Source organism: Staphylococcus sp. FSL W8-0305, assembly GCF_037966415.1.
In the GTDB taxonomy this organism is placed as follows: domain Bacteria; phylum Bacillota; class Bacilli; order Staphylococcales; family Staphylococcaceae; genus Staphylococcus; species Staphylococcus aureus.
Map to the genome: position 1 here is coordinate 289,567 of NZ_CP150198.1, position 24,749 is coordinate 314,315.

The 24,749-nt window shown below is 33.2% G+C and carries 19 protein-coding genes; 15 read left to right on the forward strand and 4 right to left on the reverse strand.

The window, feature by feature from the left end:
* The first annotated feature begins 105 nt into the window (after positions 1-105).
* The gene (locus NST10_RS01610) at positions 106-1,053 is read left to right on the forward strand and encodes a class I SAM-dependent methyltransferase (protein WP_339210772.1); all 948 of its coding nucleotides are present in this window, start codon (positions 106-108) and stop codon (positions 1,051-1,053) included.
* 86 nt (positions 1,054-1,139) lie between these two features.
* Positions 1,140-2,342, forward strand: a complete 1,203-nt coding sequence (locus NST10_RS01615; protein ID WP_000040067.1) for an acetate kinase — start codon at positions 1,140-1,142, stop codon at positions 2,340-2,342.
* A gap of 246 nt (positions 2,343-2,588) precedes the next feature.
* On the opposite strand, the gene NST10_RS01620 is transcribed toward NST10_RS01615, so the two are convergent.
* Positions 2,589-3,089: a universal stress protein gene (locus NST10_RS01620; RefSeq protein ID WP_000634175.1), complete on the reverse strand. Its 501-nt coding sequence runs from the start codon at positions 3,087-3,089 to the stop codon at positions 2,589-2,591.
* 140 nt (positions 3,090-3,229) lie between these two features.
* On the opposite strand from NST10_RS01620, the gene ald reads away from it, so the two are divergent.
* The gene (ald, locus tag NST10_RS01625; protein WP_000689997.1) at positions 3,230-4,348 is read left to right on the forward strand and encodes an alanine dehydrogenase; all 1,119 of its coding nucleotides are present in this window, start codon (positions 3,230-3,232) and stop codon (positions 4,346-4,348) included.
* A gap of 127 nt (positions 4,349-4,475) precedes the next feature.
* Entirely contained in the window at positions 4,476-4,580 is a 105-nt protein-coding gene (locus NST10_RS01630; protein ID WP_031785418.1) for a hypothetical protein, read from the forward strand.
* Positions 4,581-4,657: 77 nt separating this feature from the next.
* On the opposite strand, the gene NST10_RS01635 is transcribed toward NST10_RS01630, so the two are convergent.
* Positions 4,658-5,713, reverse strand: a complete 1,056-nt coding sequence (locus NST10_RS01635; RefSeq protein WP_339210782.1) for a Xaa-Pro peptidase family protein — start codon at positions 5,711-5,713, stop codon at positions 4,658-4,660.
* A 174-nt stretch (positions 5,714-5,887) separates the two neighbouring features.
* On the opposite strand from NST10_RS01635, the gene NST10_RS01640 reads away from it, so the two are divergent.
* Positions 5,888-6,577, forward strand: a complete 690-nt coding sequence (locus tag NST10_RS01640) for a metal-dependent hydrolase (RefSeq protein ID WP_000777184.1) — start codon at positions 5,888-5,890, stop codon at positions 6,575-6,577.
* Positions 6,578-6,883: 306 nt separating this feature from the next.
* On the opposite strand, the gene NST10_RS01645 is transcribed toward NST10_RS01640, so the two are convergent.
* Entirely contained in the window at positions 6,884-7,297 is a 414-nt protein-coding gene (locus NST10_RS01645; protein WP_000277602.1) for a universal stress protein, read from the reverse strand.
* Positions 7,298-7,501: 204 nt separating this feature from the next.
* On the opposite strand from NST10_RS01645, the gene NST10_RS01650 reads away from it, so the two are divergent.
* The 8 genes from NST10_RS01650 (at position 7,502) to pyk (ending at position 19,960) form a co-directional block, all read left to right on the forward strand.
* Positions 7,502-8,800: a CBS domain-containing protein gene (locus tag NST10_RS01650; RefSeq protein WP_000160430.1), complete on the forward strand. Its 1,299-nt coding sequence runs from the start codon at positions 7,502-7,504 to the stop codon at positions 8,798-8,800.
* A 310-nt stretch (positions 8,801-9,110) separates the two neighbouring features.
* A complete protein-coding gene (gene pde2, locus NST10_RS01655; RefSeq protein ID WP_000626091.1) occupies positions 9,111-10,052 on the forward strand; it encodes a pApA hydrolase Pde2 in 942 nt (313 codons plus the stop codon).
* 20 nt (positions 10,053-10,072) lie between these two features.
* On the forward strand, positions 10,073-13,270 hold the full coding sequence (locus NST10_RS01660) for a DNA polymerase III subunit alpha (RefSeq protein ID WP_000226930.1): 3,198 nt from the start codon (positions 10,073-10,075) through the stop codon (positions 13,268-13,270).
* Between the two features lie 448 nt (positions 13,271-13,718).
* Entirely contained in the window at positions 13,719-14,948 is a 1,230-nt protein-coding gene (locus NST10_RS01665; RefSeq protein ID WP_000058389.1) for a malic enzyme-like NAD(P)-binding protein, read from the forward strand.
* A gap of 194 nt (positions 14,949-15,142) precedes the next feature.
* Positions 15,143-16,000, forward strand: coding sequence for an acetyl-CoA carboxylase, carboxyltransferase subunit beta (gene accD / locus NST10_RS01670; RefSeq protein ID WP_000471571.1), 858 nt, complete (start codon positions 15,143-15,145; stop codon positions 15,998-16,000).
* Complete coding sequence (locus NST10_RS01675; protein ID WP_000883646.1) at positions 16,000-16,944, forward strand: acetyl-CoA carboxylase carboxyltransferase subunit alpha; 945 nt, start codon at positions 16,000-16,002, stop codon at positions 16,942-16,944. The genes accD and NST10_RS01675 overlap by 1 nt, the downstream gene beginning before the upstream one ends.
* Before the next feature lie 268 nt (positions 16,945-17,212).
* Positions 17,213-18,181: a 6-phosphofructokinase gene (gene pfkA / locus NST10_RS01680; RefSeq protein ID WP_000717560.1), complete on the forward strand. Its 969-nt coding sequence runs from the start codon at positions 17,213-17,215 to the stop codon at positions 18,179-18,181.
* Between the two features lie 21 nt (positions 18,182-18,202).
* Positions 18,203-19,960, forward strand: a complete 1,758-nt coding sequence (gene pyk / locus NST10_RS01685) for a pyruvate kinase (protein WP_001232655.1) — start codon at positions 18,203-18,205, stop codon at positions 19,958-19,960.
* Between the two features lie 346 nt (positions 19,961-20,306).
* On the opposite strand, the gene NST10_RS01690 is transcribed toward pyk, so the two are convergent.
* Entirely contained in the window at positions 20,307-21,668 is a 1,362-nt protein-coding gene (locus NST10_RS01690) for an amino acid permease (protein ID WP_000818532.1), read from the reverse strand.
* A gap of 347 nt (positions 21,669-22,015) precedes the next feature.
* Between NST10_RS01690 and NST10_RS01695 the strand changes: the two genes are divergently transcribed.
* Positions 22,016-23,137 carry a citrate synthase gene (locus NST10_RS01695; RefSeq protein WP_000829166.1) on the forward strand — a complete coding sequence of 374 codons (1,122 nt, stop codon included), beginning with the start codon at positions 22,016-22,018 and terminating at the stop codon, positions 23,135-23,137.
* Positions 23,138-23,185: 48 nt separating this feature from the next.
* A complete protein-coding gene (gene icd, locus NST10_RS01700) occupies positions 23,186-24,454 on the forward strand; it encodes an NADP-dependent isocitrate dehydrogenase (RefSeq protein WP_000123171.1) in 1,269 nt (422 codons plus the stop codon).
* Positions 24,455-24,749: the final 295 nt, after the last annotated feature.

The following is a 24,749-nucleotide window of genomic DNA, read 5'->3' on the forward strand; positions in this document are numbered from 1 at the left end:
CTTAAAATGTATACATCGTGTCCATCGTTGTCAACAGCATTAAAATAGAATTGTTTTCTATGATTGCTAAGACCTATGGGCACTTTTTATTGGAGAGGGACGAATATGGCAGAACAACAAACAATTATGGAACGCTTGTTTCATTCATTAGATGAAAAAGCTAAAACATTAAATAATGAAAATGGCCAAAGTTTTATTGAAAATCTTGGGCTAGCAATGGAACAAGTTTATACAAATGAACGAGGATTGTTAGAACAATCGACGTTACAAGATCGACGTAAAGCATTCCAATTTGCATATTTAAGTTTAATGCAGGAAGAAAAGATACAAGCAAATCATCAAATTACACCAGATTCAATTGGATTGATATTAGGATTTTTAGTTGAGCGATTTATGAACAATCAAGAAGAATTACATATTGTTGATATTGCAAGTGGTACCGGTCATTTAAGTGCTACTGTAAAAGAAGTGTTACCTGAAATTGCGGTTATGCATCATTTAATTGAAGTTGATCCAGTTTTATCACGTGTTAGTGTACATTTAGCAAACTTCTTAGAAATTCCTTTCGATGTGTATCCTCAAGATGCCATTATGCCACTACCGTTAGAAGAAGCAGATATCGTTATTGGTGATTTTCCAGTAGGCTATTATCCAATTGATGAAAGAAGCAGGGACTTTAAGCTAGGTTTCGAAGAAGGACATAGTTATTCACATTATTTATTAATAGAACAAGCAATAAATGCATTAAAAGATGCTGGATATGCCTTTCTAGTGGTACCAAGTAATATTTTTACAGGTGAACATGTAAAACAGCTTGAAAAATATATTGCAACAGAGACAGAAATGCAAGCATTTTTAAATTTACCACCAACTTTATTTAAAAATGAAAAAGCGGGAAAATCTATATTAATTTTACAAAAGAAAAAATCGGGTGAAACAAAGCCAGTTGAAGTATTATTGGCAAATATTCCTGATTTCAAAAATCCTTCACAATTTCAAGGATTTATGACAGAGTTAAATCAGTGGATGGACACAAATCGTCCTAAAAAATAATCTGTAATAGTATAGTCATAAAACTGTATGAATGATAAAATGAAAATGAAATAGTATAAAAAGCAAACGATGGAGGATCATTACTTATGTCAAAATTAATCTTGGCTATCAACGCTGGTAGTTCATCATTAAAGTTTCAATTAATCAGAATGCCTGAAGAGGAATTAGTAACAAAAGGATTAGTAGAAAGAATCGGATTAAAAGATTCTATTTTTACAATTGAAGTAGACGGGGAAAAAGTTAAAACAGTACAAGATATCAAGGATCATGTTGAAGCAGTTGATATCATGTTAGACGCATTTAAAAAACATAATATCATTAATGATATTAACGATATCGATGGAACTGGTCACCGTGTTGTACATGGTGGTGAAAAATTCCCTGAATCAGCAGCAATTACTGATGAAGTTGAAAAAGAAATTGAAGAATTAAGCGAATTAGCACCGCTTCACAACCCAGCTAACTTGATGGGTATTCGTGCTTTCCGTAAATTATTACCGAATATCCCTCATGTGGCGATTTTTGATACAGCATTCCATCAAACAATGCCTGAAAAAGCATATCTATATAGCTTGCCATATCATTATTATAAAGATTACGGTATTCGTAAGTATGGCTTCCATGGTACAAGTCATAAATTTGTGTCACAAAGAGCGGCAGAAATGTTAGATAAACCAATTGAAGATTTACGCATTATTTCTTGTCATATTGGTAACGGTGCATCAATTGCAGCTATCGATGGCGGTAAATCTATTGATACATCAATGGGCTTCACACCACTTGCTGGTGTAACAATGGGTACTCGTTCTGGTAATATTGACCCTGCTTTAATTCCATTTATTATGGAAAAAACTGGCAAAACTGCTGAACAAGTATTGGAAATTTTAAACAAAGAATCAGGTTTATTAGGATTATCAGGTACATCTAGTGATTTACGTGACTTATCAGAAGAAGCTGAATCAGGTAAAGCACGTTCACAAATGGCTTTAGATGTATTTGCTTCTAAAATTCACAAATATATTGGATCATATGCTGCGAGAATGCATGGTGTTGATGTAATCGTATTTACTGCAGGTATTGGTGAAAATTCAGTGGAAATTCGTGCAAAAGTTCTTGAAGGTTTAGAATTTATGGGCGTTTACTGGGATCCTAAGAAAAATGAAAACTTACAACGTGGTAAAGAAGGATTTATTAACTATCCGCATTCACCTGTTAAAGTTGTCGTTATACCGACAGACGAAGAAAGTATGATTGCTCGTGATGTTATGACATACGGTGGTCTAAAATAATTTTTTAATAAATATTAAGCGTCTATCTCCGCTACAATTATAAGTAGGAGGTAGACGCTTTTTGTATTGTTTGAAAATTAACTAGTGTAATGTCTTTTTTCACGAATATCTTAAAAAAATTAAGTAGTCGAAGAAGATTATGACAACATTATTAAGTGAGTTTTATTTATAAACAATAAAAAACCAAGTGCAGAAAGTTGCACTTGGTTCATAATGATCAAGTAGTTATCTAATGATCATCTATATTTAATTTTGATATTTTTCACGTAATTGAGTTGTTGCAACTTGTGGTTGGAAGTCTGCTGGTAACTCTTCAGTACGAACAACTAACACGTCACATGGAGCATGACGAACGATAGATTCTGATACAGAACCAACAATAAATCTTTCCACGGCATTTAAGCCTGATGTACCACTCATAATCAAGTCTGCATTAATTTCATGTGCAAGCTTTTTAGGAATGATAGATTTAGGAGAGCCAAACTCTAGACGCGTTTCTACATCTTTAACACCAGCGTTAGTAGCTACTTCTTTATAACCATTTAATAATTCTTCTGCAAAATGCTTAGATTTTTCAGTAAATTGAGCATCATAAACTTCATAAGAAGAATACGTTCTTGAATCAATTACATTCACAATTGTTAACTTCGCATCGTTACGTTTAGCAACACCAACTGCTCTGTTAAATGCCCATTCCGCTTCATGTGAACCGTCAACTGCGATTAAAATATTTTTGTAAGTAATCATAGTAAGTGCCTCCTTGTTCTTTCTTAATTTTATTTTACCACAATTTTCGGAAAAGTCAGTGTAATAACCTTTACAATTTTGTGGATTTTTGATTGCGCTTTCAAAATGTTCGCGTTAAGATGATTATGGAGGTGGATGGTATGAAAATTGGTATACCAAGGGAGATTAAAAATAATGAAAATCGTGTTGGTTTATCACCAAGTGGTGTGCACGCTTTAGTAGAAAGTGGACATACTGTTTTAGTGGAAACAAATGCGGGTTCAGGATCGTTCTTTGAAGATGTAGATTACAAAGAAGCAGGTGCTGAGATTGTTGCTGAACAAGCAAAAGTTTGGGATGTGGATATGGTTATTAAAGTTAAAGAACCTCTTGAATCAGAATATCCATATTTTAAAGAAGGACTAGTATTATTTACTTATCTTCATCTAGCGAATGAAGAAAAATTAACACAAGCTTTGATAGATAGAAAAGTAATTAGTATTGCATATGAGACTGTGCAGTTACCAGACCGATCTTTACCATTATTATCACCAATGAGTGAGGTAGCAGGAAGAATGTCAGCTCAAGTTGGCGCAGAGTTCCTACAAAAACTTAATGGTGGTATGGGAATTCTACTAGGTGGCGTTCCAGGAGTACCTAAAGGTAAAGTAACTATTATCGGTGGTGGTCAAGCAGGAACAAATGCAGCTAAAATTGCACTAGGACTAGGTGCAGATGTTACGATTTTAGATGTTAATCCAAAGCGTTTACAACAATTAGATGATTTATTCGGTGGACGTGTACATACAATTATGTCAAATCCGTTGAATATTGAGTTGTATGTTAAACAAAGTGATTTAGTAATAGGTGCAGTTTTAATTCCAGGTGCTAAAGCGCCAAGACTTGTAACAGAAGACATGATTAAACAAATGAAAAATGGGTCAGTTATTATTGACATTGCTATTGATCAAGGCGGTATTTTTGAAACAACTGATAAAATTACGACACATGATGATCCTACATATATCAAACATGGTGTGGTTCATTATGCAGTTGCAAATATGCCGGGTGCAGTACCGCGTACTTCGACGTTAGCTTTAAATAATGCTACGCTACCTTATGCGCTCATGCTAGCTAATAAAGGGTATAGAGAAGCATTTAAATCAAATCAACCATTATCATTAGGTTTAAATACTTACAAAGGTCACGTAACCAATAAAGGCGTTGCAGAGGCATTTGAAATGGAATATAAATCTGTAGAAGAAGCATTACACTTATAATTTAAATTTGATGAAAAGGGAATGAATTACAGCGTATTAAAGAATGACGTTATCATCTCCTTGGTTATTAAAATTAAATAATGATAAATTAAAGCTAGAAACAATGCGAAGAAATCATCGAACATGAATGATATTGATTCATTACATGTTACTGATGAACATACCTGCATATGTGTTTCTAGCTTGTTTGTTACATATTGCATTTAGACTTGGACAAAAATTTATGTCCTAGGCGCTACAATGTTATATTGGCAGTGTTTGACTGAATGAGAATGCGCTAGTAACAAGCTTTTCATTTTTGTCCCACTCTTATTTTTCGTAATGTGTTAATACTTCGTATCCTTCATTAGTGACAAGTATGTCATCTTCAATTCTTACACCTGCAACACCTGGTACATAAATACCTGGTTCGATTGTAATGACCATGCCAGTTTCTAACAAATTAGAATTAGTACTTGAAACATCTTGATATTCATGTTCCTGTAATCCTAGACCATGACCTAAGCGATGAGGGAAATATTCACCATAACCTTTTTCTGAAATAATATTTCTAGCGATATGATCGATATCTTTTAAAGGTATTCCAGGTTTAATTGCTTGGATTGCAGATGTTTCTGCTTCTAATACAATATTATAAATTTCTTGTGCTTCTTGGCTAGGTTCACCAAATTTAATGGTACGTGTCATATCGCTACAATAATGCTCATAAATTACACCTAAATCAAATAGTACATACTCATTGCTTTTTAATCTGCGATCTCCTGGTGTGCCATGAGGTGATGCGGCATGATCTCCAAATAAAACCATCGTATCAAAACTCATTTCATTGACGCCATATTGTTTGATTGTTTGCTCAATATGGTTGACTACTTCACGTTCAGTTACACTTTCTTTTAAATAAGAAACACCTATTTCGATACACTTATCTGCTAACTCAGCAGCTTTACGTATTTTGTTAATTTCATCTTCAGATTTAATATTTCTCAATTGTTTGATTGTTAAATCAACATCTCCGAATGAATTGACATTGAAACCAGAGATTAATTGTTTTTGGCGTGCTACTGTTAAGTGCTCGCTTTCAATTAGTAATTTATTGATTGTTTGAGGATAAAGTGAAAAAGGATTTTCAGTGTCTAAATATCCAACGATTTCACCTGTGAAAGGTGATGCTTTGACTTCTTCGACTTCCATTTTTGGACAAAATAGTACTTGTTTACCATCTTTCTTAATCAATAATGCAAATAATCTTTCATGGGGTTCGCTACGGTATCCAGTAAAATAATATACATTCAACGGTGTTGTAATCCATGCTGCATCAGCTTGTTGATTGTTCAGTTCGTCTATTATTTTTGATATTTTTGTCATTTTATAAACACTCCTCAACATAATATTACTTACATTTTATGCTAATTATTATTAGATTTCAAAATCGAGCTAATACATTAACTAGATTTTCAATTTTTAAAATTTGAGAATTTGTTATAATTAAGAGGCAAAAGGGTACTAAATTTATATAGCAATTGATAGGAGGATGCTCAAATGAAGTTATCATTTCACGGTCAATCAACGATTTATTTAGAAGGGAACAACAAAAAGGTTATCGTAGATCCGTTTATTTCAAATAACCCTAAGTGTGATTTGAATATTGAAACAGTGCAGGTAGACTATATCGTTTTAACGCACGGTCATTTTGATCATTTTGGTGATGTTGTAGAACTAGCAAAGAAAACAGAAGCAACAGTAATTGGAAGTGCAGAAATGGCTGACTATCTTTCTTCATATCACGGTGTTGAAAATGTTCATGGTATGAATATTGGTGGTAAAGCAAACTTTGATTTCGGAAGCGTTAAATTTGTTCAAGCATTTCATAGTTCAAGTTTTACACATGAAAATGGTATTCCAGTTTATTTAGGTATGCCAATGGGTATCGTGTTTGAAGTTGAAGGAAAAACAATTTATCATACTGGTGATACAGGTCTGTTTAGTGACATGTCACTTATTGCGAAACGTCATCCAGTTGATGTATGTTTTGTACCAATTGGAGATAATTTTACGATGGGTATTGATGATGCAAGTTATGCTATTAATGAATTTATTAAACCAAAAATTTCTGTACCGATTCATTATGATACATTCCCATTAATCGAACAAGATCCACAACAATTTAAAGATGCTGTTAATGTAGGGGACGTGCAAATTTTAAAACCAGGTGAATCTGTTCAGTTTTAAATAGAATATAGATTTTACACTAAAAAACACCTCGCTAATCTATGTGGAAGTTATCGTCTGCATATTTTTAATGGGTGTTTTTATATTCTACTGATTCAGTTGCGACGTGGACGGGGGAGACATCAGTGGTTCTTTATCATTTCTGACCTACTCTCGTAATTTTAGTTTTATACAATTAGACATTGATTATAAATTTACTACGATATAAAAAATCCAGAACCACAGTCATAATCATTTCTTGTGTTTACTCAGTCGTTTGAGACTGCATCATGATTGAAAGATTATTTGTGATTCTGGATAAAAATTTTATTTAACGATTAATACAGGGATAGTCGCACGTTTTGCTACTTTGTGGCTGACACTTCCAAGTACAAATTTCTTTTTGTCTTCTGCTTTACGGTTACTTAAAACAACAATTTCGTATTTACCGCTATTAGCATGTTTTAATAGTTCTTCTTTTGCATTACCACGAACAATTATTTGGTCATAATCAATACCATAATCTTCTAAAGCTTTGCGTGTTTTTTCCAATCGCTTGCTTCGTTCTTCAGTAAGTTTGTTTAAATGAACACCTGCTTTAATTGATGCTTGAGCATCTTGTTCGCTGATTGCGTTTAAAACTGTTACGACTGTACCTTCGCCAGCTAATTTAGACACTTCTTTTAGTGCTTTTTCATTTTTTAACTGAGTGTCTACACCAAGTAATATATTTTTATACATTAGTACATCCCTCCTCACTTACATTCTAATAAATAATAATGGATTTTTCCATTTAAAATTAAAGATTTTGTGATCTTTGTGTTTGTTGTATATTTTCAAAAAATAAAATAGGTGAAACGATCATTATTTCATTTCACTTCAATGCTTTTTATCCAAAATAAAGTTATAATGTAGTTAATACTGTTCGAAAAGAAGAGGTAAAGAATGACAAAACATGAACAAATTTTAGATTATATTGAATCGTTATCTATAGGCTCTAAAATTTCGGTGCGTAAAATCGCTAAATTTTTAAACGTATCTGAAGGGACAGCATATCGTGCAATTAAAGATGCTGATAAAATGGGCATGGTCGCAACGATAGATCGTGTTGGTACGGTTCGAATCGAAAAACGTAATCGTAATGAAATTGAACATTTAACTTTTAATGAAATTGTCAATATTATTGATGGCCAAGTGTTAGGTGGCAACAAAGGTATCACTAAGATGGTATCTAAATTTGCAATTGGAGCAATGGAACTCAAAGATATTTTAAAGTATATTGGGCCAAAGACATTATTGATTGTCGGAAATCGCGAAGATGTGCAGATTGAAGCTTTAAAAAGAGGCACGGCTATATTAATTACTGGTGGATTTAAGCCATCTAATAAAGTTATTGATTTTGCGAATGAACATGATTTACCTGTTCTATCATCAAGTTATGATACATTCCTAGTTGCAAATATTATCAACAAAGCACTTTTTAATCAGAAAATACGAAAAGATATCTTAATAGTTCAAGATATAATGACGCCATTAGATGATTTATCTGTGCTGTTTGATACGATGAAAATAGCAGATTATAAGCGTATGGCGAATCAAACTGGCCATACAAGATTTCCGGTAGTCAATGAGTCTTATAAATTAGTAGGTATTGTAACAAGTCGAGAGATGATTAATACGAAGGACGACGACGAAATAGATAAAGTGATGACGCGAAATCCTATTTATGTAAATGCTATGAGTACAGTAGCAAGTTGTGCGCATATGATGATTTGGGAAGGTATTGAATTGATTCCTGTCGTTTCGAGTAATAAAAAGACAGTGGGTGTGATTAATAGACAAGATGTTTTGAAGTCTATGCAACTTTTAGGAAGACAACCTCAAATGGGTGAAACAATTAACGATCAAATCGCCAAATATATAACAATGAATCAAGATGGAATTACAGTAGAAGTTTCACCACTGTTAATCAATCACTACGGAACAGTAAGTAAAGCAGCATTTGTAAGTATTATAGAAGAAACAATACAATATGAAATGCGTAAATTTAAAAAAGGTAATGTTATGATAGAGAACTTAAATATCGTGTATATTAAAACAGTACCTATTGAATCACATATAACAGTGCGCTTTGGCATACTAGACGTCGGAAGAAACTTCGCCAAAATAGAAGTGAACATGCATAGTCAAAACGACAAAGTAGCGAGCGCTCTCGTGATATGCCAAATGTTTGACGAAGTATAGGAACTTAGCAGAGAAAATAGGCATACGATAGATTTCACACAAATGTTGGAGTCCAACTTGCATTGTCTGTAGAATTTCTTTTTGAAATTCTCTGTGTTGGGGCCCCACCCCAACTTGCACATTATAGTAAGCTGACATTACGTCACCTTCTGTGTTGGGGCCCCTGAACTAATTAGTATGAAAAAATATATATCTAAATAATTAAATCGGGCAAATAGTTTAATATGGTAGAACAATTTTTATAATTTAGATATTTTGATATAGACTAATGCTTAAATTAAGCAATTTTTCTAAAAAAGGGAGAATGAAAATGATTAGTACGATGAATGAAATTATGAAATGTATCGAAGACAACGATACAATTATTATACACAGACATGTTAGACCAGATCCTGATGCATATGGTTCACAACTTGGTTTAAAATACTATATTCAGCAGAAATTTCCGCAAAAGCAAGTTTTTGCAGTGGGTGAAGCGGAATCATCATTAAGTTTTATTGGAGAGTTAGATAACATTGATGATAAAACATATCAAGATGCGCTTGTAATAGTATGTGATACTGCCAATGCTCCACGAATTGACGATGAACGTTATAGTACAGGTCGTAAACTTATTAAAATAGATCATCATCCTGCAGTTGATCAGTATGGTGATATTAATCTAGTTAATACGAACGCGTCATCTACAAGTGAAATCATTTACGATTTAATCTCACATTTTAATGATGAAGCAATTGTTAATAAAGATATCGCGAGTGTTTTATACCTTGGTATCGTCGGTGATACTGGGCGATTCCTTTTTAACAATACCTCAGAACATACTATGGAAATTGCTGGAAAGTTAATTGGGCATGATATTGATCATAATGCGCTTTTAAATAAAATGATGGAAAAGGATCCAAAAATGTTGCCGTTTCAAGGTTATGTTTTACAACATTTCGAACTTATGGATGACGGATTTTGCCAAGTTAAAATAACTGAAGATGTATTGGAGCAATTCGGTATTCAGCCAAATGAAGCATCTCAGTTTGTTAATACAATTGCTGACATCAAAGGTTTGAAAATATGGGTGTTTGCAGTTGATGAGGGTAGTGAAATAAGATGTCGCTTACGCTCTAAAGGGCAATTGATTATTAATGATATTGCGCAAGATTTTGGTGGCGGTGGTCATCCGAATGCGTCAGGAGTTTCAGTGAACAGCTGGGATGAATTTGAGCAACTTGCTAAAGCTTTACGCACGAAACTTAACTAATAGAAAGGGGCCATTCAATCATGGTGGCATATTTAAATATTCATACGGCTTATGATTTGTTAAATTCAAGCTTAAAAATAGAAGATGCCGTAAGACTTGCTGTGTCTGAAAATGTTGATGCACTTGCCATAACTGACACCAATGTATTGTATGGTTTTCCTAAATTTTATGATACATGTATTGCCAATAATATAAAGCCGATTTTTGGTATGACAATATACGTGACAAATGGATTAAACAATATTGAAACCGTTGTTTTAGCAAAAGATAATTATGGTCTGAAGGATTTATATCAACTATCATCGGAAATAAAAATGAATGCATTAGAACATGTGTCTTTTGAATTATTAAAACGGTTTTCTAACAATATGATTATCATTTTTAAAAATGTTGCAGACGAACATCGTGACATTGTTCGAGTTTTTGATTCGCATGAAGATACGTATTTAGATCATCGAAGTGTTTTAGTTCAGGGTATAAAGCACGTATGGATTCAAGATGTATGTTATCAAACACGACATGATGCAGATACAATTTCTGCACTCGCAGCGATAAGAGATAATACAAAATTAGACTTAATACATGATCAAGAAGATTTTGGTGCGCATTTTTTAACTGAAAATGAAATTCACCAACTTGATGTGAATCCAGAATATTTCACACAAGCTGACAGGATAGCTCAAAAGTGTAATGCAGAATTAAAATATCATCAATCTCTACTTCCTCAATATCAGACACCTAATGATGAATCAGCTAAAAAATATTTGTGGCGTGTCTTAGTTACACAATTGAAAAAATTAGAACTTAATTATGACGTCTATTTAGAGCGATTGAAATATGAGTATAAAGTTATTACTAATATGGGTTTTGAAGATTATTTCTTAATAGTAAGTGATTTAATCCATTATGCGAAAACGAATGATGTGATGGTAGGACCAGGTCGTGGTTCATCTGCAGGGTCTCTGGTCAGTTATTTATTGGGAATTACAACGATTGATCCGATTAAATTCAATCTATTATTTGAACGTTTTTTAAACCCAGAACGTGTAACAATGCCTGATATAGATATTGACTTTGAAGATACACGCCGAGAAAAGGTCATTCAGTACGTCCAAGAAAAATATGGCGAGCTACATGTATCTGGAATTGTGACTTTCGGTCATCTGCTTGCAAGAGCGGTTGCTAGAGATGTTGGACGAATTATGGGGTTTGATGAAGTTACATTAAATGAAATTTCAAGTTTAATCCCACATAAATTAGGAATTACACTTGATGAAGCATATCAAATTGACGATTTTAAAAAGTTTGTACATCGAAACCATCGACATGAACGCTGGTTCAGTATTTGTAAAAAGTTAGAAGGTTTACCAAGACATACATCTACACATGCGGCAGGAATTATTATTAATGACCATCCATTATATGAATATGCCCCTTTAACGAAAGGGGATACAGGATTATTAACGCAATGGACAATGACTGAAGCCGAACGTATTGGTTTATTAAAAATAGATTTTCTAGGGTTACGAAATTTATCAATTATCCATCAAATTTTGACTCAAGTCAAAAAAGATTTAGGTATTAATATTGATATTGAAAAAATTCCATTTGATGATCAAAAAGTGTTTGAATTGTTGTCGCAAGGAGATACGACTGGCATATTTCAATTAGAGTCTGACGGTGTAAGAAGTGTATTAAAAAAATTAAAGCCGGAACACTTTGAGGATATTGTTGCTGTAACTTCTTTGTATAGACCAGGTCCAATGGAAGAAATTCCAACTTACATTACAAGAAGACATGATCCAAGCAAAGTTCAATATTTACATCCCCATTTAGAACCTATATTAAAAAATACTTACGGTGTTATTATTTATCAAGAACAAATTATGCAAATAGCGAGCACTTTTGCAAACTTCAGTTATGGTGAAGCGGATATTTTAAGAAGAGCAATGAGTAAAAAAAATAGAGCTGTTCTTGAAAGTGAGCGTCAACATTTTATAGAAGGTACAAAGCAAAATGGTTATCACGAAGACATTAGTAAGCAAATATTTGATTTGATTCTGAAATTTGCTGATTATGGTTTTCCTAGAGCACATGCTGTCAGCTATTCTAAAATTGCATACATTATGAGCTTTTTAAAAGTCCATTATCCAAATTATTTTTACGCAAATATTTTAAGTAATGTTATTGGAAGTGAGAAGAAAACTGCTCAAATGATAGAAGAAGCAAAAAAACAAGGTATCACTATATTGCCACCGAACATTAACGAAAGTCATTGGTTTTATAAACCTTCCCAAGAAGGCATTTATTTATCAATTGGTACAATTAAAGGTGTAGGTTATCAAAGTGTGAAAGTGATTGTTGAAGAACGTTATCAGAACGGCAAATTTAAAGATTTCTTTGATTTTGCTAGACGTATACCGAAGAGAGTCAAAACGAGAAAGTTACTTGAAGCACTGATTTTAGTGGGAGCGTTTGATGCTTTTGGTAAAACACGTTCAACGTTGTTGCAAGCTATTGATCAAGTGTTGGATGGTGATTTAAACATTGAACAAGATGGTTTTTTATTTGATATTTTAACGCCAAAACAGATGTATGAAGATAAAGAAGAATTGCCTGATGCACTTATTAGTCAGTATGAAAAAGAATATTTAGGATTTTATGTTTCGCAACACCCAGTAGATAAGAAGTTTGTTGCCAAACAATATTTAACGATATTTAAATTGAGTAACGCGCAGAATAATAAGCCTATATTAGTACAGTTTGATAAAGTTAAACAAATCCGAACTAAAAATGGTCAAAATATGGCATTCGTCACATTAAATGATGGCATCGAAACTTTAGATGGTGTGATTTTCCCTAATCAGTTTAAAAAGTACGAAGAGTTGTTATCACATAATGACTTATTTATAGTTAGCGGGAAATTTGACCTTAGAAAGCAACAACGTCAATTAATTATAAATGAGATTCAGACATTAGCCACTTTTGAAGAACAAAAATTAGCATTTGCCAAACAAATTATAATTAGAAATAAATCACAAATAGATATGTTTGAAGAGATGATTAAAGCTACGAAAGAGAATGCTAATGATGTTGTGTTATCCTTTTATGATGAAACGATTAAACAAATGACTACTTTAGGCTATATTAATCAAAAAGATAGTATGTTTAATAATTTTATACAATCCTTTAACCCTAGTGATATTAGGCTTATATAACTTTTATCAACTAATAAATTATGATATAGTAAACTGATGGTTAGATATTTTTTAACCATCAGTTTACGTTTATATTAGTTTTTTATGCTTATTATTTTTATGAGTTTCACTTTACATTATTGATTAATCCATAAGAATAATTAGCACAAAAAGCAGTATACATAAATTGAGTAAAGAATTTTGTCGATATATCGTGAGAAAAAATAATAACTTTTTGATATATTGGTTTTGCTATCCATTATAATAATTAAAGGTATATCTTTAGATAGTATGGTTTAATGTATCTTTATAAATATTATTTTATTATCGTTTATCGCTATTTGTGTTACATAATTAAAACTATAAGTTCTTACTCATTCAGATATACCCAATATTTTTACTTTTATAATGTAATGCGTTTTATCCAAGTTATTTTTTAAAAATAAATATTGAATTAGGGGCTGATTTCATGTCATTAAGAGATGAAGCATTGGAAATGCACAAACGTAATCAAGGTAAATTAGAAGTTAAACCAAATGTAAAAGTTACTAATAAAGAAGAATTAAGTTTAGCATACTCACCTGGCGTTGCTGAACCGTGTAAAGATATATATGAAGACAAAAGAAAAGTATATGATTACACAATTAAAGGAAATACAGTTGCAGTTATTACTGATGGAACAGCGGTATTAGGTTTAGGTAACATTGGACCTGAAGCAAGTATTCCTGTAATGGAAGGTAAAGCAGTATTATTCAAAAGCTTCGCTGGTATCAATGGGGTGCCTATTGCGTTAAATACAACTGATACCGAAGAAATCATTAAAACAGTTAAATTGTTAGAACCTAATTATGGTGGTATTAATTTAGAGGATATTTCGGCACCACGTTGTTTTGAAATTGAAGAACGATTGAAAAAAGAAACTAATATTCCGGTATTCCATGACGATCAACATGGTACAGCAATTGTAACAATGGCAGGTTTGGTAAATGCATTGAGAGTTGTTAACAAAGATATTGCTAAAATAAAAGTTGTACTAAATGGTGCTGGTGCAGCAGGAATAGCCATTGTTAAATTACTATACGCGTATGGTGTAAGAAATATGGTTATGTGTGACTCAAGAGGCGCAATTTTTGAAGGACGTTCATATGGTATGAATCCTACGAAAGATGTTGTAGCTAAGTGGACAAATAAAGACAAGATTGAAGGGTCTCTAGAAGAAGTCGTAAAAGACGCAGATGTATTTATTGGAGTTTCTGTAGCTAATGCGCTGTCACAAGATATGGTTAAGAGTATGGCAGATAATCCAATTATATTTGCAATGGCTAATCCAAATCCTGAAATAATACCTGATGATGCCAAAGCAGCAGGTGCACGCGTTGTTGGTACAGGACGTTCAGACTATCCTAACCAAATTAATAATGTATTAGCTTTCCCTGGTATTTTTAGAGGTGCATTAGAGGTTGAAGCTACACATATAAATGAAGAAATGAAAAAAGCAGCTGTAGAAGCGATTGCTGATTTAATTGATAGTTCTGAATTAAATGAAGACTACTGTATCCCAGGACCGTTTGATAAACGTGTAGCGCCATCAGTTGCTCGTAATGTTGCTAAAGCGGCAATGGAATCTGGAGTAGCTAGGATTGAAGTTGATCCGCAAGATGTGTATGATAAAACAATGAAACTTACAGATTTACAATAAAAATAATTAACGTTTAATTAAAGTGCTTAAAAGTTAGCAATAAAGAGTCATTAAAATGATGAAAATGAAAGTTTATGATAAACATTCAACAGTCAAACGAATATAAATCAAATAAATTTAAACCCGTTTTTAACTGGTCAAGTTCAGTTTAAGGCTCTAAATGGTTAGAACAGAGGTTATTTGGAGGTTTTCCTATGTTTAAAGATTTTTTTAATCGAACAAAGAAAAAGAAATATCTTACAGTACAAGACTCTAAAAATAATGATGTGCCTGCAGGTATTATGACTAAGTGTCCAAAGTGTAAGAAAATTATGTACACAAAAGAATTAGCTGAAAATTTAAATGTGTGCTTTAATTGTGATCATCATATTGCTTTAACTGCGTATAAACGTATAGAAGCAATTTCTGATGAAGGATCATTTACAGAATTCGATAAGGGAATGACCTCTGCGAATCCATTAGATTTTCCAAGTTATTTAGAAAAAATTGAAAAGGACCAACAAAAGACAGGTCTTAAAGAAGCAGTAGTGACTGGTACAGCGCAACTAGATGGTATGAAATTTGGCGTTGCTGTCATGGATTCACGTTTTAGAATGGGAAGTATGGGATCGGTTATTGGTGAAAAGATATGTCGCATCATTGATTACTGCACTGAGAACCGTTTACCATTTATACTTTTCTCTGCAAGTGGTGGTGCACGTATGCAAGAAGGTATTATTTCCTTGATGCAAATGGGTAAAACCAGTGTATCTTTAAAACGTCATTCTGACGCTGGACTATTATATATATCATATTTAACACATCCAACTACTGGTGGTGTATCTGCAAGTTTTGCATCAGTTGGTGATATAAATCTAAGTGAGCCAAAAGCATTGATAGGTTTTGCAGGTCGTCGAGTTATTGAACAGACAATAAACGAAAAATTGCCAGATGATTTCCAAACTGCAGAATTTTTATTAGAGCATGGACAATTGGATAAAGTTGTACATCGTAATGATATGCGTCAAACATTGTCTGAAATTCTAAAAATCCATCAAGAGGTGACTAAATAATGTTAGATTTTGAAAAACCACTTTTTGAAATTCGAAATAAAATTGAATCTTTAAAAGAATCTCAAGATAAAAATGATGTGGATTTACAAGAAGAAATTGACATGCTTGAAGCGTCATTGGAACGAGAAACTAAAAAAATATATACAAATCTAAAACCATGGGATCGTGTGCAAATTGCGCGTTTGCAAGAAAGACCTACGACACTAGATTATATTCCATATATCTTTGATTCGTTTATGGAACTACATGGTGATCGTAATTTTAGAGATGATCCAGCAATGATTGGTGGTATTGGCTTTTTAAATGGTCGTGCTGTTACGGTTATTGGACAACAACGTGGAAAAGATACAAAAGATAATATTTATCGAAATTTTGGTATGGCTCATCCAGAAGGTTATCGAAAAGCACTACGTTTAATGAAACAAGCTGAAAAATTCAATCGTCCTATCTTTACATTTATAGATACAAAAGGTGCATATCCTGGTAAAGCTGCTGAAGAACGTGGACAAAGTGAATCTATTGCAACAAATTTGATTGAGATGGCTTCACTAAAAGTACCAGTTATTGCGATTGTCATTGGTGAAGGTGGCAGTGGAGGTGCCCTAGGTATTGGTATTGCCAATAAAGTATTGATGTTAGAGAATAGTACCTACTCTGTTATATCTCCTGAAGGTGCAGCGGCATTATTATGGAAAGACAGTAATTTGGCTAAAATTGCAGCTGAAACAATGAAAATTACTGCCCATGATATTAAGCAATTAGGTATTATAGATGATGTCATTTCTGAACCACTTGGCGGTGCACATAAAGATATTGAACAACAAGCTTTAGCTATTAAATCAGCGTTTGTTGAACAATTAGATTCACTTGAGTCATTATCACGTGATGAAATTGCTAATGATCGGTTTGAAAAATTCAGAAATATCGGTTCTTATATAGAATAATCAACTTAAGCATTTTTATGTTAAATCGTTACTGGGTTTTACCATAAATTGAAGTACATTAAAACAATAATTCAATATTTAGATACTGAATTTTAACTAAGATTAGTAGTCAAAATTGTGGCTACTAATCTTTTTTTAATTAAGTTAAAATAAAATTCAATATTTAAAACGTTTACATCAATTCAATACATTAGTTTTGATGGAATGACATATCAATTTGTGGTAATTTAGAGTTAAAGATAAATCAGTTATAGAAAGGTATGTCGTCATGAAGAAAATTGCAGTTTTAACTAGTGGTGGAGATTCACCTGGAATGAATGCTGCCGTAAGAGCAGTTGTTCGTACAGCAATTTACAATGAAATTGAAGTTTATGGTGTGTATCATGGTTACCAAGGATTGTTAAATGATGATATTCATAAACTTGAATTAGGATCAGTTGGGGATACGATTCAGCGTGGAGGTACATTCTTGTATTCAGCAAGATGTCCAGAGTTTAAGGAGCAAGAAGTACGTAAAGTTGCAATCGAAAACTTACGTAAAAGAGGGATTGAGGGCCTTGTAGTTATTGGTGGTGACGGTAGTTATCGCGGTGCACAACGCATCAGTGAGGAATGCAAAGAAATTCAAACTATCGGTATTCCTGGTACGATTGACAATGATATCAATGGTACTGATTTTACAATTGGATTTGACACAGCATTAAATACGATTATTGGCTTAGTCGACAAAATTAGAGATACTGCGTCAAGTCACGCACGAACATTTATCATTGAAGCAATGGGCCGTGATTGTGGAGATCTAGCATTATGGGCTGGATTATCAGTTGGTGCTGAGACAATTGTAGTTCCAGAAGTGAAAACAGATATTAAAGAAATAGCTGATAAAATTGAACAAGGTATTAAACGTGGTAAGAAACACTCAATCGTTCTTGTAGCAGAAGGTTGTATGACTGCGCAAGATTGTCAAAAAGAATTATCACAATTCATCAATGTTGATAATAGAGTGTCTGTGTTAGGTCACGTTCAACGTGGTGGTAGCCCAACAGGTGCGGATAGAGTTTTAGCATCACGATTAGGTGGATATGCGGTAGACTTATTAATGCAAGGTGAAACAGCTAAAGGTGTTGGAATTAAGAACAATAAAATTGTAGCAACATCTTTTGATGAAATTTTTGATGGTAAAGATCATAAATTTGATTATAGTCTATATGAACTTGCTAACAAGTTATCTATATAAGATTTCAGGAGGAATTATAAAATGAGAAAAACTAAAATTGTATGTACAATTGGACCAGCTTCAGAATCAGAAGAAATGATTGAGAAATTAATCAATGCTGGTATGAACGTTGCACGATTAAACTTTTCACATGGTAGTCATGAAGAGCATAAAGGTAGAATTGATACAATTCGTAAAGTAGCTAAAAGATTAGACAAAATTGTAGCAATTTTATTAGATACGAAAGGTCCAGAAATTCGTACGCATAATATGAAAGACGGTATCATTGAACTTGAACGTGGTAACGAAGTTATTGTTAGCATGAATGAAGTTGAAGGAACACCTGAAAAGTTCTCTGTAACTTATGAAAACTTAATTAACGATGTTCAAGTAGGTTCATACATTTTACTTGATGATGGCTTAATTGAATTACAAGTTAAAGATATTGACCATGCTAAAAAAGAAGTTAAATGTGATATTTTAAACTCTGGTGAGCTTAAAAACAAAAAAGGTGTTAACTTACCTGGTGTAAGAGTTAGTTTACCTGGTATTACAGAAAAAGATGCTGAAGATATCCGTTTCGGTATTAAAGAAAATGTTGACTTCATTGCAGCAAGTTTCGTACGTCGTCCTAGTGATGTTTTAGAAATTCGTGAAATTTTAGAAGAACAAAAAGCTAACATTTCAGTATTCCCTAAAATTGAAAACCAAGAAGGTATTGATAATATTGAGGAAATTCTTGAAGTGTCTGATGGTTTAATGGTTGCACGTGGTGACATGGGTGTTGAAATCCCACCTGAAAAAGTACCAATGGTTCAAAAAGATTTAATCAGACAATGTAACAAATTAGGTAAACCAGTTATTACAGCTACACAAATGTTAGATTCTATGCAACGTAACCCACGTGCTACACGTGCAGAAGCTAGTGACGTTGCCAACGCAATCTATGATGGTACAGATGCAGTAATGTTATCTGGTGAAACTGCTGCTGGTTTATATCCTGAAGAAGCTGTTAAAACAATGAGAAATATTGCTGTATCAGCTGAAGCAGCCCAAGATTACAAAAAGTTATTGTCAGATCGTACTAAATTAGTTGAAACTTCATTAGTGAATGCTATCGGTATTTCGGTTGCACATACAGCTTTAAACTTAAATGTTAAAGCAATTGTAGCTGCTACTGAAAGTGGTTCAACGGCACGTACTATCTCTAAATATCGTCCGCATTCAGACATTATTGCAGTGACTCCAAGTGAAGAAACTGCACGTCAATGTTCAATTGTTTGGGGTGTTCAACCTGTAGTTAAAAAAGGACGTAAGAGTACAGATGCATTGTTAAACAATGCAGTTGCAACAGCTGTTGAAACTGGTAGAGTAACTAATGGTGATTTAATCATTATTACTGCTGGTGTACCAACTGGTGAAACTGGAACTACTAATATGATGAAAATCCACCTAGTTGGTGACGAAATTGCTAATGGTCAAGGTATTGGACGTGGATCAGTTGTTGGTACTACGTTAGTTGCTGAAACTGTTAAAGATTTAGAAGGTAAAGATTTATCTGACAAAGTTATCGTTACAAACTCAATCGATGAAACGTTTGTACCTTATGTAGAAAAAGCGTTAGGCTTAATTACAGAAGAAAATGGAATTACATCACCAAGTGCAATTGTTGGTTTAGAAAAAGGTATTCCAACAGTTGTAGGTGTAGAAAAAGCTGTTAAAAACATAAGCAATAACGTGTTAGTTACGATTGATGCTGCTCAAGGTAAAATCTTTGAAGGATATGCAAACGTACTATAATTTATAAAAAACGTCTTTCCATTTATCAACAATGGAAAGGCGTTTTTTGGTTCATCTGGTATTTTATGACGTAATTAATAGGATATTTGATAATGATAATGTATGAATAGCAATCTATATAAATGTTTATATCTTTTATACATGCACATTATCAGCTTTAAACTTTCACTCATATTACTTTGGAAAGTTATTATAAAATAGAAGTATGGATGTATCTTTAAAATGATACATTATTCAATAGATGAGAAAGTAAAAGTATTGAGGCAAGTACGCAATTTAATATTATAAGTTGCATATAAAAACCCCTGTTGAACTTTAATATATTCAACAGGGGTAAAACTTGTTGTTAGTTATTTGATTTAGCAGCGATACGTTTATATCTTAAGTACATAAATCCTAATAGTATAAACCAAATCGGAATAAAGTATATCGCACGTCTTGTTTCAACATTGATAAACAATAGGCCAAACACAAATATAAAGAATACAAAAATGAGATAGCCCATATATTTTCCGCCAAATAATTTATACGTAGCCTTTTTATGAAGATCTGGATTTTTACGACTATAATTGATATAAGCGATGATAATCAGTCCCCAAACAACTAAGAATAATACTGTAGAGATTGTTGTCACATACGTAAATACCTTAGTAGCATCAGGGAAAATATAGTTTAATAATGCTGCCACGAGTAACAATGCTGATGAAGCAAAGATCGCTACATGTGGAACGCCATACTTATTCGTCTTAGAGAAATTCGGTGGTGCTTGTTGTTGACTTGATAAACCGAACAGCATACGACTATTCGAGAAAATACCACTGTTACATGATGAAGCAGCAGCAGTTAGTACTACAAAATTAATCAAGCCTGCAGCAAATGGAATTCCAATTAATGCGAATAATTTTACGAATGGACTGTTATCAGGATCAACTTGTTGCCAAGGAATAATCGACATGATAACCGCTAGAGCACCGACATAAAATATTAAAATTCTAATAGGAACACTATTAATCGCTTTTGGTATTGTTTTAACAGGATCTTTCGTTTCACCTGCCGTAACACCAATCATTTCGATTCCCACGAATGAGAATAAGGCCATTTGGAATGACATAAAGAATCCAGATGCTCCTTTAGGGAATACACCGTGCTCGTATAGGTTCGTGAAACTCGCATGTCCAAATTGAGTTTTATATGCAAATAGAATCATAACGAAACCTACGACAATTAAACCAATGATTGTTGCTATTTTAATGATAGAGAACCAAAATTCTAACTCTCCAAATAGTCTCGCACTCAATAAGTTAAAAGACATTAATAACAATACGCAAAAAAGTGCACTAATCCAGTTTGGAATTTCTGGGAACCAGAAGCTTACATACTTTGCTACAGCTGTTACTTCAGCCATACCTGTAATAATCCAACAGAACCAGTATGTCCAACCGGTTACGAATCCTGCAAAAGGCCCAATGTATGTATTGGTTACATCTGCGAAAGATTTAAATTCAGTATTTTGAATGATGATTTCACCTAAACCTCGCATAAACATAAATAACATAAATCCAATAATGATATATGTTAGTAATATAGAAGGGCCAGTTAATGCAATCGTTTGACCAGCGCCTAAGAATAGCCCTGTACCAATTGCGCCACCAATAGCAATTAATTGAATGTGGCGATTGCTTAGTTCCCTTTGTAATTTTTCAGCCATAATACATCTCCCTTAAATATAGATATGTTTATTATGCACTTATATTAGGATATATACAATTATTTTCGGTAAAAATGTGTAAAATTCCATGTTAATATACTTTGGATTTTATAATCATATATAATAACCAATTGAAAATTTTATTCTATGCTAAAAGTTGGTGATGAATATAATCTTGAAAAAGCTTTAATGGTGCTATTTGTGTCCATTCTGTGACATTTACATAGATTTACAAAATAATTGTTGCACATATAATGCCAGTTTTTATATTTCACAAACGAAATGCGTTTAGCTATAATATTAGTTGAAAGCCATTTCATAAAGAAACAGTAAAGGGGAAATTTATCATGGCAGAATTACAAAGAGGTTTAGAAGGGGTTATCGCAGCGGAGACTAAAATAAGTTCAATTATTGAAAGTCAATTGACTTATGCCGGCTATGATATTGATGATCTAGCTGAAAATGCGCAATTTGAAGAAGTTATTTTCCTATTATGGAACTATAGATTGCCAAATGAAGAAGAGCTTGCTCATTTAAAGGGGAAATTAAATCAATACATGACATTAAATCCTCGTGTGTATACACATTTTGAGGAGTATGTTACAGATCACGTGCATCCAATGACAGCATTACGTACGTCATTATCATATATTGCACATTTCGATCCTGATGCTGAAAATGAATCAGATGAAAATCGTTATGAAAGAGCAATGCGTATACAGGCTAAAGTAGCATCATTAGTTACAGCGTTTGCTCGAGTAAGACAAGATAAAGAACCAATTAAGCCTAATCCTGACTTAAGTTATGCAGCAAACTTCCTATATATGTTACGTGGGGAATTACCAACAGATATAGAAGTGGAAGCCTTCAATAAAGCGCTTATTTTACACGCTGATCATGAGTTGAACGCATCTGCATTTACAGCACGTTGTGCGGTATCTTCATTGTCAGATATGTACTCAGGTATTGTAGCAGCTGTAGGTTCTCTGAAAGGGCCATTACATGGTGGTGCAAATGAACAAGTTATGACGATGTTATCTGAGATTGGGTCAATTGAAAATGTTGATGCTTACTTAGATGAAAAATTTGCTAATAAAGATAAAGTAATGGGCTTCGGTCATCGTGTATATAAAGATGGTGATCCTAGAGCGAAATATTTAAGAGAAATGAGCCGTCAAATTACGAAAGACGCTGGTCGTGAAGAATTATTTGAAATGTCAGTGAAAATGGAAAAACGCATGGCAGAAGAAAAAGGATTAATTCCAAATGTTGATTTTTATAGTGCGAGTGTTTATCACTGTATGGAAATACCTCATGACTTATTCACGCCAATCTTTGCTGTAAGTCGTTCTGCAGGATGGATTGCTCATATTTTAGAACAATATAAAGATAATAGAATTATGCGTCCTAGAGCAAAATATATTGGCGAAACGAATCGTAAGTATATTCCGCTTGAAGAAAGAAAATAATCAATACAAATTAAAAATGAAGATGTAAAATTTGGAGGTAAAATAACTATGACTGCAGAAAAAATTACTCAAGGAACTGAAGGATTAAACGTACCTAATGAGCCAATTATCCCATTTATTATCGGTGATGGAATTGGACCGGATATTTGGAAGGCAGCAAGCCGAGTTATAGATGCTGCTGTTGAGAAAGCCTATAATGGCGAAAAACGCATTGAATGGAAAGAAGTGCTAGCTGGTCAAAAAGCATTTGATACAACTGGCGAATGGTTACCTCAAGAAACACTTGATACAATTAAAGAATATTTAATTGCTGTTAAAGGACCTTTAACAACACCAATTGGTGGTGGTATTAGATCATTAAATGTAGCTTTACGCCAAGAATTAGATTTATTTACTTGTTTAAGACCGGTACGTTGGTTTAAAGGAGTACCATCACCTGTTAAACGTCCACAAGATGTTGATATGGTTATTTTCCGTGAAAATACTGAAGACATTTATGCTGGTATTGAATTTAAAGAAGGAACAACAGAAGTTAAAAAGGTAATTGATTTCTTACAAAACGAAATGGGTGCGACAAATATTCGATTCCCAGAAACTTCAGGTATTGGTATTAAGCCAGTTTCTAAAGAAGGTACTGAGCGATTAGTTAGAGCAGCAATTCAATATGCTATCGATAATAACCGTAAATCAGTTACTTTAGTTCATAAAGGTAATATTATGAAATTTACAGAAGGCTCATTTAAGCAGTGGGGTTACGATTTAGCATTAACTGAATTTGGTGATCAAGTATTTACTTGGCAACAATATGACGAAATTGTTGAAAAAGAAGGCAGAGATGCTGCTAATGTTGCACAAGAAAAAGCTGAAAAAGAAGGCAAGATTATCATTAAAGATTCTATTGCTGACATTTTCTTACAACAAATTTTAACTCGTCCAGCTGAGCATGATGTTGTAGCAACTATGAACTTGAATGGTGACTACATTTCAGATGCATTAGCTGCACAAGTTGGTGGTATTGGTATTGCGCCAGGTGCAAACATTAATTATGAAACAGGTCATGCTATTTTTGAAGCAACACATGGTACAGCTCCAAAATATGCAGGTTTAAATAAAGTGAATCCATCTTCAGTAATTTTAAGTTCTGTATTAATGTTAGAACATTTAGGATGGCAAGAAGCGGCAGATAAGATTACAGATTCAATTGAAGATACAATTGCTTCAAAAGTTGTTACTTATGACTTTGCCCGTTTAATGGATGGTGCTGAAGAAGTTTCTACATCAGCATTTGCAGATGAATTGATTAAAAATTTAAAATAAGCAAAATAAACTTAGGTGAGTCTAGCAACTTTAATTGCTAGGTTCACCTTTTTAAATGAATTGAAGTTGGCAGCAGGATAGAAATGATAAAGAGTCACGAATGATTGATTATGTAGTGTTTCTTACACATTAACTAAAGCGAATGTGTATATAAGCTTAGGAATAAATGAGTAAAACTCATGCATAGGCAGTGGGATAGAAATGATATTTTCACAAAATTTATTTCGTTGTCCCAGAGTATGTCATGCAAATTATAGAAGGAAATAAAAGAAGTATTTTATTTATGTGTAAAGTA

Coding starts and splice junctions, on each gene's coding strand:
- NST10_RS01610 (WP_339210772.1), top strand. CDS start 106: ATGGCAGAACAACAAACAATTATGGAACGCTTGTTTCATTCATTAGAT.
- NST10_RS01615 (WP_000040067.1), top strand. CDS start 1,140: ATGTCAAAATTAATCTTGGCTATCAACGCTGGTAGTTCATCATTAAAG.
- NST10_RS01620 (WP_000634175.1), bottom strand. CDS start 3,089: ATGATTACTTACAAAAATATTTTAATCGCAGTTGACGGTTCACATGAA.
- ald (WP_000689997.1), top strand. CDS start 3,230: ATGAAAATTGGTATACCAAGGGAGATTAAAAATAATGAAAATCGTGTT.
- NST10_RS01630 (WP_031785418.1), top strand. CDS start 4,476: ATGATATTGATTCATTACATGTTACTGATGAACATACCTGCATATGTG.
- NST10_RS01635 (WP_339210782.1), bottom strand. CDS start 5,713: ATGACAAAAATATCAAAAATAATAGACGAACTGAACAATCAACAAGCT.
- NST10_RS01640 (WP_000777184.1), top strand. CDS start 5,888: ATGAAGTTATCATTTCACGGTCAATCAACGATTTATTTAGAAGGGAAC.
- NST10_RS01645 (WP_000277602.1), bottom strand. CDS start 7,297: ATGTATAAAAATATATTACTTGGTGTAGACACTCAGTTAAAAAATGAA.
- NST10_RS01650 (WP_000160430.1), top strand. CDS start 7,502: ATGACAAAACATGAACAAATTTTAGATTATATTGAATCGTTATCTATA.
- pde2 (WP_000626091.1), top strand. CDS start 9,111: ATGATTAGTACGATGAATGAAATTATGAAATGTATCGAAGACAACGAT.
- NST10_RS01660 (WP_000226930.1), top strand. CDS start 10,073: ATGGTGGCATATTTAAATATTCATACGGCTTATGATTTGTTAAATTCA.
- NST10_RS01665 (WP_000058389.1), top strand. CDS start 13,719: ATGTCATTAAGAGATGAAGCATTGGAAATGCACAAACGTAATCAAGGT.
- accD (WP_000471571.1), top strand. CDS start 15,143: ATGTTTAAAGATTTTTTTAATCGAACAAAGAAAAAGAAATATCTTACA.
- NST10_RS01675 (WP_000883646.1), top strand. CDS start 16,000: ATGTTAGATTTTGAAAAACCACTTTTTGAAATTCGAAATAAAATTGAA.
- pfkA (WP_000717560.1), top strand. CDS start 17,213: ATGAAGAAAATTGCAGTTTTAACTAGTGGTGGAGATTCACCTGGAATG.
- pyk (WP_001232655.1), top strand. CDS start 18,203: ATGAGAAAAACTAAAATTGTATGTACAATTGGACCAGCTTCAGAATCA.
- NST10_RS01690 (WP_000818532.1), bottom strand. CDS start 21,668: ATGGCTGAAAAATTACAAAGGGAACTAAGCAATCGCCACATTCAATTA.
- NST10_RS01695 (WP_000829166.1), top strand. CDS start 22,016: ATGGCAGAATTACAAAGAGGTTTAGAAGGGGTTATCGCAGCGGAGACT.
- icd (WP_000123171.1), top strand. CDS start 23,186: ATGACTGCAGAAAAAATTACTCAAGGAACTGAAGGATTAAACGTACCT.